13 protein-coding genes are annotated in these 13,740 nt (G+C 69.2%); 2 read left to right on the top strand and 11 right to left on the bottom strand.

Translation table 11 applies throughout. The annotated features are described in order from the left end of the window. Positions 1–126 precede the first annotated feature (126 nt). Positions 127–1,122, bottom strand: coding sequence for an aminoglycoside phosphotransferase family protein (locus ACQPXM_RS02870; RefSeq protein WP_432944425.1), 996 nt, complete (start codon positions 1,120–1,122; stop codon positions 127–129). A 26-nt stretch (positions 1,123–1,148) separates the two neighbouring features. Here ACQPXM_RS02870 and ACQPXM_RS02875 point away from each other — a divergent pair, with 26 nt between their 5' ends. Beyond that, a complete protein-coding gene (locus ACQPXM_RS02875; protein WP_432944427.1) occupies positions 1,149–1,520 on the top strand; it encodes a barstar family protein in 372 nt (123 codons plus the stop codon). Here ACQPXM_RS02875 and ACQPXM_RS02880 read toward each other — a convergent pair. The 10 genes from ACQPXM_RS02880 to ACQPXM_RS02925 form a co-directional block, all read right to left on the bottom strand. After that, on the bottom strand, positions 1,517–2,065 hold the full coding sequence (locus tag ACQPXM_RS02880; protein WP_432944429.1) for a hypothetical protein: 549 nt from the start codon (positions 2,063–2,065) through the stop codon (positions 1,517–1,519). The two genes, ACQPXM_RS02875 and ACQPXM_RS02880, sit on opposite strands and share 4 nt — an antisense overlap. An 80-nt stretch (positions 2,066–2,145) precedes the next feature. Further along, the gene (locus ACQPXM_RS02885) at positions 2,146–2,766 is read right to left on the bottom strand and encodes a response regulator (protein ID WP_432944431.1); all 621 of its coding nucleotides are present in this window, start codon (positions 2,764–2,766) and stop codon (positions 2,146–2,148) included. Between the two features lie 170 nt (positions 2,767–2,936). Continuing rightward, entirely contained in the window at positions 2,937–4,190 is a 1,254-nt protein-coding gene (locus ACQPXM_RS02890) for a CehA/McbA family metallohydrolase (RefSeq protein WP_432944433.1), read from the bottom strand. Continuing rightward, positions 4,190–5,314, bottom strand: a complete 1,125-nt coding sequence (locus tag ACQPXM_RS02895; protein WP_432944435.1) for an ABC transporter ATP-binding protein — start codon at positions 5,312–5,314, stop codon at positions 4,190–4,192. The genes ACQPXM_RS02890 and ACQPXM_RS02895 overlap by 1 nt, the downstream gene beginning before the upstream one ends. Beyond that, the gene (locus ACQPXM_RS02900; protein WP_432944437.1) at positions 5,314–6,135 is read right to left on the bottom strand and encodes a carbohydrate ABC transporter permease; all 822 of its coding nucleotides are present in this window, start codon (positions 6,133–6,135) and stop codon (positions 5,314–5,316) included. The genes ACQPXM_RS02895 and ACQPXM_RS02900 overlap by 1 nt, the downstream gene beginning before the upstream one ends. A gap of 34 nt (positions 6,136–6,169) precedes the next feature. Further along, on the bottom strand, positions 6,170–7,093 hold the full coding sequence (locus ACQPXM_RS02905) for a carbohydrate ABC transporter permease (RefSeq protein ID WP_432944439.1): 924 nt from the start codon (positions 7,091–7,093) through the stop codon (positions 6,170–6,172). Beyond that, positions 7,093–8,520, bottom strand: coding sequence for an extracellular solute-binding protein (locus ACQPXM_RS02910; protein ID WP_432944441.1), 1,428 nt, complete (start codon positions 8,518–8,520; stop codon positions 7,093–7,095). Before ACQPXM_RS02910 ends, ACQPXM_RS02905 begins: the two co-directional genes overlap by 1 nt. Positions 8,521–9,088: 568 nt before the next feature. Next, positions 9,089–9,856 (bottom strand): ricin-type beta-trefoil lectin domain protein, encoded by a 768-nt coding sequence (locus ACQPXM_RS02915; RefSeq protein ID WP_432944443.1) that lies wholly within the window; start codon positions 9,854–9,856, stop codon positions 9,089–9,091. A gap of 419 nt (positions 9,857–10,275) precedes the next feature. Next, positions 10,276–10,734 carry a hypothetical protein gene (locus ACQPXM_RS02920; RefSeq protein ID WP_432944445.1) on the bottom strand — a complete coding sequence of 153 codons (459 nt, stop codon included), beginning with the start codon at positions 10,732–10,734 and terminating at the stop codon, positions 10,276–10,278. Positions 10,735–10,774: 40 nt separating this feature from the next. Beyond that, entirely contained in the window at positions 10,775–13,084 is a 2,310-nt protein-coding gene (locus tag ACQPXM_RS02925; RefSeq protein ID WP_432944447.1) for a DEAD/DEAH box helicase, read from the bottom strand. A gap of 204 nt (positions 13,085–13,288) precedes the next feature. Here ACQPXM_RS02925 and ACQPXM_RS02930 point away from each other — a divergent pair, with 204 nt between their 5' ends. After that, positions 13,289–13,648, top strand: a complete 360-nt coding sequence (locus ACQPXM_RS02930; protein ID WP_432944449.1) for an STAS domain-containing protein — start codon at positions 13,289–13,291, stop codon at positions 13,646–13,648. Positions 13,649–13,740 lie beyond the last annotated feature (92 nt).

Raw genomic sequence — 13,740 nt, forward strand, 5'->3', positions numbered from 1 at the left:
GGGTCGCCCTCGTAGCCCACTCAGGTAGGAACCAGGATCGGAGTGAGTCGAAGCGAGTCTGGAACCAGAGCAGTCCTGCCGGTGCTGACCCAGAGCATCACGCCGAGCACCCGCCGCCATCCGGCGTCAATTGGGCGTGTGCTGATCCGGCACGGGCAGTGGCAGTCCGAGGGCCGCTGCCAGCCACTTCAGGTTGATCGAGGCGAGGGTGATGAACACGTGACGGAGCCAATCTGGCTGCTCGCTCACGCAGGCGCGCTGCAGCGACGGCCCTGCGAGCCTGGCGATGAGGGGTGCGGGTTCGGTGCACACCTGCCACGGCGGCGGACCGCCCTCCAGGTGAAGCGTGGGAAGCAACTGCACGAGGTCGTGCAACTCGTGGCCGGCGCCGGCGTGCGACCAGTCGACGAGGCGACCTTCGCGCTCGCCAGCGATGTCGAGGATGCACAGGTTGTCGCTGCGGACGTCGCCGTGCACCAGGGATGCACCGAGCTCGAGAGCGGTGTCCGCCTCTGCGTCGACGGCGGTCAGGGTCTCGGCGTTTGCCTCGAGCCAACCGGGGATGACGACACCGACGTCGACAAGCTGGTCGGCCAGCTCGATCACGCGCGGCCACTGGGGTCCCGGCCAGCTGGTTGTCCGCGGCAGATCGGCAGGGAGCGGCGCTCGACGCAATCGGTTGAGCGTGCGGTGGAGAACGTCGATGTCGCCGGGTCGCCAGACCGTCGACGTGCCGCCGCCCGGATTCTCGGCGCCGGCCGCGGGCCAGTAGGCGGTGGACAGGTCCTCCGTCACCAGCAACGGCTGTCCGGTGCCGTCGTCCTGCCAGCCGAGAACCTCGGGGGCGAGGCTGGCGCCGCGCAGGTGATCGAGGATCCGGTGCTCGTTGCGCAGCCAGTCCGCGGTCTCGTCGGTCGTCGCCCCTTTGACGAACGCGGCGCTGCCATCGCTGAACGTGACGACGAGCCGGTCCGCAGCCGACAGCCCGAACTCAGGTGCACGCCAGGCCGCCGCAGTCTTGCCGAGCAGCGATCCGACCGTCCCGGCGATCACAGGCGTTTGGGCAGCTGTCACGCCGTAGGTATAGCAGGCATCGTCGATGCGGCGGTGAATGGAGCGCACAACCGCGATGCGCGGGGGCTGGCGGCGTGGGTGATCTCCAGCGGTCCGTCGAAGCCGCTTCAGCTGGTCACGAGTTCGTCCTGGGCGGTCGGTACGTCTTCGATGAGGACGGGTTCTACTGTGCGATCGGTGAAGCCGTCAACGGGCCCGGTGGGTACTTCGGCTGGAACCTCGATGCGCTTGTCGACTGTCTGCGAGGTGGTTGGGGCGCGGTCGCGCCGTTCGTTCTGCGATGGGCGTCCTCGGCCGTCGCGAGGACGTGGATGGTCAAGCAGGTGCCTGGTGGTGATGGTGGCTCTTCGCTGTCGCGCTGCGCCGGGTTTGGCGGCCACATGTTGGCGTCGCCTGGTGGAGTGGGCCGGCGAGGCGGTCCGGCGTGGGGTTTGCCCGCGGGTTAGGGGCCGTCGGCGGCGGGGGCGACGGGATCTGTCGCGGTTTGCAGGGCGAGCAGGCGAGAGCGGAGGCGTTTGGTTGACAAGACGGGCTGGATCAGCGCGGTCAGCGCGCACAGGACGCTCATCGCGGTGAGTAGCAGCAGTACTGGGGTCAGGGGGTTGTCGCGGGTGGTTGCTGCGATGGCGGCGGGGGCGACGCCGCCGCCGAGGAGGATCAGCGGATACGTGGCGTTTCGGTCAGGGGTGAGCGCTAGTTGATGCCTGGCGATCTTGACCGCGGCTGCTTTGACCTCCGGATCATCGGGGACTGGGCCGCGGCGAGTGGCCCGGTACGCGGCCAACTGGATCGGCAACGGGAGTTCGCCTGCTACTGCCCGGAGCTGCTCGCGTTGAGTTCCGGCGTGGCTGTCGGCCAATCCGGCCGACAGTGCGCCCACCAGTACGCCGATGCTCACCGCCAGGAGAACGGGCGCGAAAGGAGCGACGCCGAGTCCGGCGATCAGGGCCACCGGCACACCGACGACCGTGGACAGTACCGGCCGGGGCATGGTCAACCAGTGGGAATCCATGACGCATGATCGCGCAGCAACCGGTTCATCGGCCAGTGACGAGGATCGAGCGCCGGGAGTCAGTCGTAGAGCCAGCCGTTGTGTTCGGCGATTCTGATCGCGTCGGCGCGGGTGCGGGCGCCGGTTTTGCCGATGGCGGACCACAGGCGGGTGCGGACGACGCGTTCGGAGACGGCGAGTTTGTCGGCCATCGCGGCGACGGTGCCGCCTTCGCGGGCGGCGCGCAGGGTGGTGGTTTCGCCTTCGGTGAGCGGGGTTTCGGTGTAGTGCAGGGTTTCGGCGGCGAGGTTGGCGTCGACGACGCGCAGGCCGAGGTGGACCCGGCGGACGGCGTCGGCGAGCTGGGGAGCGGGGCTGTTCTTCAGCGCGAAGCCCTTGGCGCCGGCTTCGAGGCCGCGGCGCAGATGGCCGGGGCGGCCGTAGGTGGTGAGCATGACGACGCGGCACTCGGGCATCGACGTCCGCAGCTGGGTGGTGACGGTGATGCTGTCGTGGCCCGAACCGGCGGCGTCGAGCAGGGCGATGTTCGCGCGGTGGTGTTTGGCGGCCGCGACGACGTCGTCGGAGCGCTTCAGCTCGGCGACGATCTCGAGGTCCCGTTCGCGTTCCAGGCCGCTTCTGAGGACGCCTCGGCTGAGGATCTGGTCGTCGACCAGCAGCAGCCGGATGCGGTCGGGCAAACGAGCCTCCGGTGTTCCGTCCGGGCGCCGGGGAAGTGCGTCCGGGAGGATGAGCAGGACTTCGGTGCAAGATCATGGATCCGTCCGGCGGACGGCGTCCAGATCAACGCGGTATCTCTACCAGATTGCGACCAGATCGCGACCCACCCACCCCGTCGCGCTCGCGGACCTCAGTGCGATACAGCAACGAACTCGCCGGTGTGGGTCGCGAGCACGTGGCCGCCGGACTGTTCGGCCGGCAGCGTCTCCGCGTCCGAGCGGATTGCTCGGCGAGTGCCGTCGGGCGCGATGAGCACGGTGTTCGGCGCACCCAGTACGACGAACTCGTCGCCGTTGCGTAGGAGCACCGGCGCGTTGTAGCCAGCCGACACCGACGTACGACCAGCCGCCAGACCCTCCAGTACGGCGGGCACCAGCTCGTCCGGGCCCTCGGCGGAGGCGTCGACGGCGATCCACGTGGTAGGTGCTCCGGGCAAGGACAGCGACGAGGGGTTGTGCCAGTCACTGCCGCCGATGGGCGTGGTCGTCGACAGGCCCCACGCCTCCCACCACGCGATCGGGCCACCCCAGCGACGGTCGAGCCAGGAGGAGTGCCAAATCTCGGCGAGCGGCGGATGCGCCGTACCGAGTGGCTGGCGCCAGGAGCAATCGCCGCCCAACGGATGGTTGATCGACAGCAGACCGCCGCGACCCGCAACCTCCTTCACCCACTCGGCGGCCGGGCGGCGGAAGTCGATCACACCGATCCCGCCGAACGCGTTCGCGTGGCCCGACTCGGTGGTGACCTCCTGTCCGGGGATCAGCCCGATGCCGAAACGCCGGCCGACCGAGGGCAGTTCCAGGTGGTGCGCCTCGGTGTTGTGGTCCGTGCAGGCGAGCACGTCCAGGCCGGCTGATACTCCCAATGACGCCAAGTTCGCGATCGGCGTTGAGCCGTCGGAGTGGAGCGAGTGGGCATGGAAGTCGCCGGCGACCCAGCGCAGACCGTCGGCTGACGGGAGCGTTCGGCGAGGCGGGCGAGCCGGTACGGCGACCGCTTCCGTTGCGGCGGCGTACTCGGCCAGGCCCGGTACGACGGAGACCGGGCCGGTTGTCGCCTCGACCACCAGTTCGGCGCCCTCGACCGGGAGCCGGTGGAGACCGAGCACGACCCACCACGTCCCGGGCTCGAGTTCGCCGGCGACGTACCCGGGCGTCGCCGCGGTCGGGGTGATCGCGAACGTTCGCCGCGCACCGCCCGACCAGCCGCGCCAGCCATCAGCGCCTTCGCAGCCGATGTCGATCACCACACCGTCGACGTCGGGCACCGTCAGCGTGACCAGCAGACCCTCACACCCGGGCGGTATGTCGACCGGCAGCGAGTGCCAGACCGACTCCGCCCGGTCGTCCAAAGTCCACCGCCGCGTGAAGGAGGTGACAGCCATCAAGCACGCACCGCGTTGGGCTGGCGGGCGAGCAGTTCCCCTGAGTCCGTGTCGTACAGGAGGACGCGCTGCACCGGGGCAGTGAGCACCACTGGCGTGCCGGGAGCCGGTTCCTCTTCTTCAGGCACGGTGACGCCGATCAGCGTGCCGGCGCAGTCGACGGAGACCAGCGACGAGGTGCCCAGGTTCTCCGCGACGACCACGGTTCCCCGGATGGACGGGCCGGACGGAGTGCCGGTCGAGAGCACCAGGTACTCGGGGCGGACGCCCACGGTGACCTTCGCGCCTGCCGGAACCGAACCAGTAGCCGCAGGCAACCGTCCGCCCGCGACCTCCACCACCCCGGACGACGTACCGTCGGCCGCCGCCCCGTCTGTGGCTCCCACTACCCCGTCCAGCAGGTTCATCGGCGTCGAGCCGATGAAGTTCGCGACGAACGTGTTCGACGGCCGCGCGAAAACCTCCCGCGGCGAGCCGAGCTGGACCAGCTTGCCGGTCTGCATCACCGCGATCTTGTCCGCCAGGGCGAGCGCCTCGGCCTGGTCGTGCGTGACGAACACCGTGGTGATCCCCAGATCACGCTGGAGCTTCTTCAGGAACGTGCGCGCTTCCAGCCGCAGCCGGGCGTCGAGGTTCGACAGCGGCTCGTCCAGCAGCAGCACCTTGCCTTCCGACGCGATCGCCCGAGCCAGCGCGACCCGCTGCTGCTGGCCACCGGACAGTTGCCCGGGCCGACGCTCGAGCAATCCCTGCAGCGACAGCTCACCGGACGTCCGCTCCGCGACCGATGTCCGGGTGGCCGCGGCGACCCGGCGGACCTTCAACGGATAGGTGATGTTCTCCGACACCGTCATGTGCGGGAACAACGCGTAGTCCTGGAAGACCATCGCGACGCCGCGCTTGCCCGGTTCCAGGCGGGTCACGTCGGTGCCGTCGATCCGGACCGTTCCCTCCGAGGCGTTCTCCAGGCCGGCGATCGTGCGCAGCAGCGTCGTCTTGCCGCACCCGGACGGGCCGAGCAGCGCGAAGAACTCGCCGTCGGCCACGCTCAGGTCGAGCCCGTCGACGGCGCGGACGCCGTTCGGGTAGACAGTTGCCAGACCTTCGATGTCGATGCCGGCCATCAGCTCTTGATTCCTCCATGGAAGCGGAACCCGTACCTCGAGTTCACCAACAGGTACAGCACGACGACCGGGATCGAGAACAGCAGCGAGAAGACCGGGATCACCGAGAGGTTGGCGCTGCCGCCCTCGTCGGTGAAGGTCTGCAGCAGCACCGCGCCGGGCTGCTTGTCGATCGACCGGATCAGCAGGAAGGGCACCAGGAAGTTGCCCCACGAGTTCACAAACGCCCAGACCAGGATGGTGGCCAGACCGGGCCGGGCGACCGGCAGCACCACGTCGCGCAGGATCTGTCCGGTGGACGCGCCGAACACCCGCGCGGACTCCTCGTACGACTTCGGGACGGCGTCGACGAAGTCCTTCAGGATGAAGATTGCCGCGGGCAACAAGCCGCCGGTCATCACCAGCGCGACGCCGAAGCGCGAGTCGATCAGCCCGAGCTGGAACATCATCACGAAGATCGGCACCATCGCCGCCGTCCCGGTGACCACTGACGACAGCAACAGGAGCCCGTACAGCAAGGCGTCACGGCCCGGGATCCGCACCCGCGACAGCGCGTACGACGCCAGCGCGGCGAACGCGGTCACCGCGACGGCCGTCGTCACGCAGATCAGCAGCGAGTTCACCATCGAGTGCAACGCGTACGGGTGGTCGAGCGTCTTGCGGACGTTGTCCAGCGTCCAGTCCGGCCAGCGCACGCCGAGGCCGGGGGAGGCGTCGAACGGCGCGGAGGCGATCCACAGCATCGGGACCGCGAAGAACAGCGTGATCGCGCAGATCAGCACGTAGAAGCCGATCCGCCGTACGACGTACGCCGGGCTCACGAGCGCCTCCTCAATCCGGCGGGGGCCGCCGGGTTCACGAGCGCCTCCTCAGCAGTCGCAGGTAGAGCAGCGCGACCAGCAGGTTCGCGATCAGCAGCAGGAACGAGATCGCCGACGAGTAGCCGAGCTCACCACCTTGCAGCGCGACGTTGTAGATGTAGACCGGCACGGTCTCGGACTCGTGGTTCGGGCCGCCCTTGGTGAGCAGGAACGGCGAGAAGTCGTTCGCGGTCCACAGCGAGATCAGCAGCGTGTTGGTCAGTACGTGGCCCCGGATGTGCGGGAACACGACGTCGCGCAGGGTCTGCCAACCCGAGGCCCCGACCATCCGGGCCGACTCCAATTGCGACGGCGGCACCGCCTGCAGCGCCGACGAGTAGAGCATCATCGAGAACGCCGTACCGCGCCAGGTGTTGAACAGCACCAGGCAGACCATCGGGTAGTCGATCAGCCAGGCCGTGCCCTGGGTGCCGAGGATGCTGTTCAGCGTGCCGGTGTCGCGGTCGAAGAACGCGATCCACAGGTACGCGACCACGGTCGACGGCAGGATCCAGGCCAGCAGCACCAGCCCCTCGACCGTACGCCGGACCGCCGGGCGGGCCTTGCGCATCGTCCAGGCCAGCGCGAAGCCGAGAATGTTCTGGCCGATGATCGCCGAGCCGAGCACGAACAGCAGCGTCAGCCACAACGCGTTGTGGAACAGGGCGTCGTTGAGCGCCTTGGTGTAGTTCTCCAGGCCGATGATCGACGGCGAGACGGCCTCGACCCCGGTGAGCCGGTAGTTCGTGATGCCGATGTAGATCGTCCAGACCGCCGGGAAGACCAGGAACGCCCCGATCAGCAGCAGGGCCGGCGCGACGAAGCCGAGGGCCCGGCCGACGCCGAGTCCCGCGACGTCCTGGGCCGGCCCGCGGACCCGTGCCGGGCGGCCCGGCACGGGTTCACTGGTGGCCGCCATCAGTTGCTGGTGACCTTGTCCTTGCCACCCGCGGCGGCCTCGACCGCGGTCTGGTACGCCTTGGCCGCGTCGGCGGTGGACTTGCCGCCGATCACGTCCGCGGTCGCCTGCTGCAGCGCCGCCGAGATCTTCGGGTACTCGGCCAGGCCCGGCCGGTACTGGGTCAGCGGCAGCACCTTGGTGGCGACGAAGTTCAGCATCGGATCACCGGCCAGCACCTTGGCGTTGACGTCGGTGCGCTGGGTGATCTTCGCGGCGCCGTTCAGGCCGGCCTCGACCATCTCGGCGGAGTTCATGAACTGCAGCAGCTCCCAGGCTTGCTGCGGGAACTTCGTGTTCGGGTTGATCGCGACCACACCGCCGCCCGACATCGAGACGAAGTCCTGGCCCTTGACGCCGGCGCCGGGCTTGACCGCCGGGATGAGCGCGTAGCCGACGGCGGCGTCGCGGTCGGCCATCTTGGCGACACCCTCCTTGGGCTCCACCACGCTGCGCCAGAAGTAGTCGCCCTCGGCCAGGATGCCGATCTTGTTCGCGGCGAACTCGGCGAACGACTTGTCCCGGCCCTTGGCCTCGCGCTGCAGCACCGGGTCACCCAGGCCGCCGCCGTAGATCTGCTTGTAGAAGTCCAGCACCTGGCGGAGCTGAGCAGTGTTGCCGAGCCACTTGCCGTCGGTGTTGACGGTCGCGCCGGTGCCGACCAGCAGCGGCAGTACGCCCTGCATCGAGGTGGCCTCGCCCATCGCGGTGCCGCCGTTGATCTGGATCGGGGTCACGCCGGGCAGCTGCTTGAGCTTCTGGCCGGCGGCGATGATGTCGTCCCACGACTTCGGCTGCCAGTCGGCCGGCAGGCCGGCCTGCGCGAACAGCTTCTTGTTGAAGTAGAGCACCCGCCCGTCGGTCCCGGCCGGTACGCCGTACCGCTTGCCCTCGAAGCTGCCGAGCTGCTGGACCGACTCGGGGATCTGCTTCCAGCCGTCCCAGTCGTCCACCTTGGCGGCGTCGCCGACGGTGTCGGTGAGCGGCTTGACGTAGCCGGCCTGGGCGAACTCGCCGACCCAGATGCCGTCGATGTTCATCAGGTCGGGGCCGGCCTTGTTCGACAGGCTGAGCGCGAGCTTCTGTTTGTAGACCTCGTCGTCGGAGCCGTCACCCTCGAAGCGGACGGTGACGTCGACGCCCTTGGCCTTCTGCGCCTCGACGAACTTCGGGATCAGCACGTCGGAGGTGAAGGTCGCGCCGGCGCTGTTCTTGCCGCCCTTGACCGAGTTGGCGCCGATCACCAGCTCGACCTTCTTCGCGTCGGCGTTGCGGTTCGCGTCCTGGTCGCCGCCGCCGGAGTCCGACGACCCCAGACAGCCGGTCAGCAGCACCGCGGCGGCCACGCCCAGGGCGGCCGGCGGGATCACACGCTTGATGGATCGCATCAGGAGGACTCCTTGCAGGGCTTGCGGGGGAGAAACTGCCGGATCACCTTGGCACTCGAAGAAGACTTTGTGAAGACTTTTACCCACCGCAGGGTAAAACGTTGCCAATTTCCAACCTGCTCCGGGGGCGTACCGATCGTTGCCTGCGGCTACCTGGTGTGGCCATCCCAGCCAGGCGGCGGTTTCGTCAAATCCGGTACCACCGGGGCGCATTGCGGAAGAGTTAAAGCTCGCTCGCGGTTGCGTCTCAAAGAGTAGCTGAGTAGATACAGAACGTGAGATCGGGAGGTAGCGTCAGCAGCGTTCGGATCACTGGAAACGGAGGTGAAGGACATGCTCGGCGAGCTACTGCACGACCTTCTCGGTGGGGGCCACCACTGGCATCACTGGCACCACTGGCACGACTGCTGGTGGTGACCCGCAGGCGGTGACCGGCAGCTCCGCTGACGCGCAAGCAGCGGAGAACCTCCCGGCCCGCCGGAGTGGATCTCCAGGCCAACACTCGAGCTGAAAGGACAACGGGCGGCCCCGACATCGTCGGGGCCGCCCTTCTTCGTGCCGTGAACCGCTACTTCTGAGCCAGCTGCATCATCTGCTTCGGCATCACGGTCATCTCGGCCGGCACCGGCGTCTTGCCCCGGACCAGTTCGAGCAGGCTGGACGCCGCGTTCGCGATCGGCAGCGGCAGGGCCAGGCCCAGCGACGCCAGCAGCGCGTTCACGAGCGCCAGGACCGCACCCAGGATGTCGAGCCCCGGCAGCGGGAGCGCCTTCCAGCCCTGGTTGGCGGCGCCCGCCGCGGCCGACGTGCCGGTCGGCTGGGCCTGCTTCGCCTTGCCCTTGCCGAGCAGCGAGTTGAGTGCCAGTCCACTCGCCGCGTTGACGAACGACCCGGTCGCCTCGTCGTAGTTCCACTTCTGCCCGTCGCCGTCCCGGCAGGGCAGCACCAGCACCGGTGCGTTCTTCGGAACGGTGACCAGGTCGGCACCGGTGTCCAGGCAGGCTCCGGTCCTGGCAAGGGCGCCACCGACGCTCTTGCTCATCGCGACCTGCAGCTGCCCCTTCTCGGTGTAGACCCACTCCTGGGTCTTGCCCTCCTTGCCCGGGGCGCAGGCCATCATCACCGCCATCGGGATCTTCTCGGCGGCCACGAAGGTCAAGCAGTACCGGGTGTCGGCGCTGCTCGCGATCTGCTTCACCGCGCCGACCTGGACCACGCCGGGTGCGGCTTCGGTCGGGATCGGGGCCGCGGCACGGGCCGGCAGGGCGGTGGCCAGCGCGACGCTGACGGCCAGCACTGCCACACCGGTGCGACTGAACAATCTACGAACGATCAAGACAACCTCCAGAGGTCGTGCCATCTCGCGGCGTCAGGTCGTCGGGACCCCGTGGCGTGGAGAGCCGGCCGACGTCCGGGCACCGCGGCGAGCACCCTTTGCGCGTGGGGTGCCGCGGGTCTGTCCCCCGTGAGGAGGCGGTCGTGGCCCGGCAGATCGGTGCTGACTCAGCGCGACGTTGACGCCACGACCAGTAAGGCACAGACGCCCGGATCGTGGTGATGGCGGCCAGGCGTCAGTTGATGCCAATGGCAACTAACTGCCAGGTGGAAGTCGTTGCGCAGGGCATCGAAATGTCGCCGCGCCGGATCCGTGTCCGGGTCGTGCGAGCGCCGTGCGCCGATCGAGACAGTACGTCGTTCGGAGGAAAGGCTTTCACCTTCCCGGAAAGCGGGCTGGCATCCCGGGAAGGTGTCAGGTCAGCGCGGCTGCCGGGTATCGGGGCCGTCGGCAACGGTGTGCCGGTCGTCGGCGAGCCGGTCCTCGGCGACCCGGTCCGAGCCCACCGGGCGGTCGCCGGTCGCCTCCCGCTCGCCGGCCGGTGGTACGTCGGCGGGTACGTCGGCCGCGTGCTTGCCGGCGTGCGTGGTGTCGTCGCCGGCGGTCGTCGTCGACGCGTCGGGGGTGACGGCGGCCTGCTGACGCAGCTCGCGCACCTCCTTGTGGCGGCGGTAGCCCCGGCCGAGTCCCTTCTTCGTCAGCCACAGGCCGAGCATCAGGACGGCGCCGGCGGCGGCGCCGAGGAAGAAGACGGTGGGAACGAGGACGCCGAAGTCGACCCCGAACACCTCCATCGTGGTCGATGCGGTCGACGAGACCGCCACGCCGAGTCCGAGCAGGACGGCGATCACGATCAGGACGATGCCGAGAACGGCCATGGTTTGCTGCCTCTCCTCCAGCAGCCAGGTGCTGGAACCTTCAGGCCTCACTGCCGAGTAGTGCGGTGAGCAGCGCCACGGCGCCGCTCTTGTCGAGTGGGCTGTTCTGGTTCCCACATTTCGGTGACTGTACGCACGACGGGCACCCTTCGCTGCACTCACAGTGGGCGATGGCTTCCCGTGTCGCGGTCAGCCACTCACGGGCGGCGGCGTACCCGTGCTCGGCGAACCCCGCCCCGCCCGGATGGCCGTCGTACACGAAGACGGTGAGCTGCCCGGTGTCGGCGTGCTTGGCGGTCGAGACCCCGCCGATGTCCCAGCGGTCGCAGGTCGCGAACAGCGGCAGCAGGCCGATCGACGCGTGCTCGGCCGCGTGCGCCGCCCCCGGTACGTCGTCCAGCCCGAGCCCGGCGACGACGGAGTCCGGCATCGTCCACCAGACCGCGTTGGTCCGCAGAGTTCGCTCCGGCAGGTCCAGCGGCTGCTCGTCCAGGACGTCGCCGGTGGCGAGCTGCTTGCGTTGGAACGACACGACCTGGTTGGTCACCTGGACCCAGCCGCGGGACAGCTCGGCCGATCCCCAAGTCTCGGTCGCCTCGGTGGCCAGGATGCTGATCTCGGTGACGTCGCGGGCGAACGTCGTGTAGTCGGGCGAGGCCGGCTCGACGATCGCCGCGTGGTTCTCCAGGTCGAGCGTGCGGACCAGGTAGGACTCGCCGGCGTGCACGTACACCGCGCCCTCGTGCACCGACGCGTGCGCCGAGCCGCCGTCGACCGTACCGAGCAGGCGACCGGTCTGGACCTCGACGATCTGCACGGTCTTGCCGCCGGCGGACCGGATGTCGATCGCGTCGACCGCCCGGTCCCGCCGGGTCCAGAACCAGCCGTGCGGCCGCTCACGCAGCAGCCCTTGCCGGACGAGCTGACTGATCACCGCCGACGTGGTCGAACCGAAGACCTCGTAGTCGGCCTCGGTCAGCGGCAGCTCCTGCGCCGCGGCACACAGCTGCGGGCCGAGCACGTACGGGTTCTCCGGGTTGAACACCGTCGCCTCGACCGGCCGCCCGAAGATCGCCTGCGGGTGCCGGACCAGATAGGTGTCCAGCGGGTCGTCCCGCGCGACCAGCAGCGCGAGGGCGTCGCCACCCGAACGCCCGGCCCGGCCGGCTTGCTGCCAGAGCGAAGCGCGCGTCCCCGGCCAGCCCGCCAGCAGTACGGCGTCCAGTCCGGCGATGTCGATGCCCAGCTCGAGTGCGTTGGTCGCGGCGACGCCGGTGAGCTCGCCGCTCTGCAGCATGCTCTCCAGCCGGCGCCGTTCCTCGGGCAGATAGCCCGCCCGGTACGCCGAGACCTGCTCGGCCAGCGCCGGGTCCACCTCGGCCAGGTTGTCCCGGGCGGTCATCGCGACCTGCTCCGCTCCGCGCCGCGAGCGGACGAAGGCGACGGTGCGAACCCCCGACACCACCAGATCGGTCAGCAGGTCCGCGACCTCGGCCGGAGCCGACCGTCGGACCGGCGCTCCGTTCTCGCCCCGGAGCGAGGTCAGCGGGGGCTCCCACAGGCCGAAGGAGATGCCGCCGCGCGGCGAGCCGTCGTCGATCACCTCGACCATCGGCAGCCCGGTCAGCCGCTCGCCGGACACCGCCGGCTCGGCGACCGTGGCCGACGCGCAGACGAAGATCGGGTGCGCGCCGTACTGGGCGCAGATACGCCGCAGCCGACGCAGTACGCCGGCCACATGCGCGCCGAAGACGCCGCGGTAGTGGTGGCACTCGTCGACCACGACGTACTGCAGGCAGCCGAGGAATCTGGCCCAGCGCTGATGGTTCGGCAGGAGCGACCGGTGCAGCATGTCCGGATTGCTCAGCACGTACGTGGCGTGGTCGCGCGCCCAGTCCCGCTCGGTCCGCTCGGAGTCGCCGTCCAGCGTGGTCGCGCGCAGCCCGTCCACCTTGTACTGCGAGAGCGCGCGCAGCTGGTCGTGCGCCAGTGCCTTGGTCGGCGAGAGGTAGAGCACCGATGCCGCCCGGCGGTGTGGTGACGCCGCATGCGCGATGCTCAGCGTCGTCAGGGCGGGCAGCAGGTATCCGAGCGATTTGCCGGACGCCGTACCGGTGGCGACGACAACGTGCTTCCCGCCGTACGCCGCTTCGGCGGTGGCGACCTGGTGGCTCCACGGACTGGTGATACCGAGATCGGCCAACTGTCCCAGCACCTCAGCCGGCACCCAGCGCGGCCATTCCCCGGTCCGGCCGGCGCGCGGCGGCACCGACTCGACGTGCGTCAGCCGCTCCGACCGGCCGGGACCGGCGGCGAGCCTCTTCAGCACCAACGCCGCCTCACCACTCATGGCAACGACCCTAACGCGCCGCGTGGACAGGCCGTCGCGGCCACGAATCGTTACCGGTCCAGACCTCAAGCGGTGCACGCCCGGATGCGCGCAGCCGCTGCAAATGCGGATGCACACGGCTTTTTGACCAGGTAGGTCGACGCGGCACGCGCCGGGATGAAAGAGTTTTGCACGCGGCCCTACTCACGGTCCGTACATGGTTGAATGCAACGGTTCACGGGATCGGAGGCCGAAGTGGATCTGTCGCTGACGACGCGTCCGGAAGGCGGGCGCACCGTCGTCGAGGTGGGTGGGGAGATCGACGTCTACACCGCGCCGAAACTGCGCGAGACGATCGTCTCGTTGGTGGACGCGGGGCACTACGACCTCGTCGTCGACCTGGAAAGAGTGGAGTTCCTGGACTCCACCGGGCTCGGCGTACTGGTCGGAGGGCTGAAACGGGTCCGCACCCACGACGGGTCGCTGTCGCTGGTCTGCACGCAGGAACGACTGCTGAAGATCTTCCGGATCACCGGCCTGACCAAGGTCTTCGAGATCCACCCGGACGTCGCCTCGGCGATCTGAACTGCTCCGGGCAGGTGTTGCTGTCACTACCGTCGGTGACATCACGCCTGTGGACACGCGAGATTCTCAGACCACCCTGGCGTCAGGTCTGG

It is taken from the genome of Kribbella sp. CA-253562 (assembly GCF_050942265.1).
Lineage (GTDB): Bacteria > Actinomycetota > Actinomycetes > Propionibacteriales > Kribbellaceae > Kribbella.

Coding starts and splice junctions, on each gene's coding strand:
- ACQPXM_RS02880 (WP_432944429.1), bottom strand. CDS start 2,065: ATGCCCCGGCCGGTACTGTCCACGGTCGTCGGTGTGCCGGTGGCCCTG.
- ACQPXM_RS02890 (WP_432944433.1), bottom strand. CDS start 4,190: ATGGCTGTCACCTCCTTCACGCGGCGGTGGACTTTGGACGACCGGGCG.
- ACQPXM_RS02895 (WP_432944435.1), bottom strand. CDS start 5,314: ATGGCCGGCATCGACATCGAAGGTCTGGCAACTGTCTACCCGAACGGC.
- ACQPXM_RS02905 (WP_432944439.1), bottom strand. CDS start 7,093: ATGGCGGCCACCAGTGAACCCGTGCCGGGCCGCCCGGCACGGGTCCGC.
- ACQPXM_RS02910 (WP_432944441.1), bottom strand. CDS start 8,520: ATGCGATCCATCAAGCGTGTGATCCCGCCGGCCGCCCTGGGCGTGGCC.
- ACQPXM_RS02920 (WP_432944445.1), bottom strand. CDS start 10,734: ATGGCCGTTCTCGGCATCGTCCTGATCGTGATCGCCGTCCTGCTCGGA.
- ACQPXM_RS02925 (WP_432944447.1), bottom strand. CDS start 13,084: ATGAGTGGTGAGGCGGCGTTGGTGCTGAAGAGGCTCGCCGCCGGTCCC.
- ACQPXM_RS02930 (WP_432944449.1), top strand. CDS start 13,289: ATGCAACGGTTCACGGGATCGGAGGCCGAAGTGGATCTGTCGCTGACG.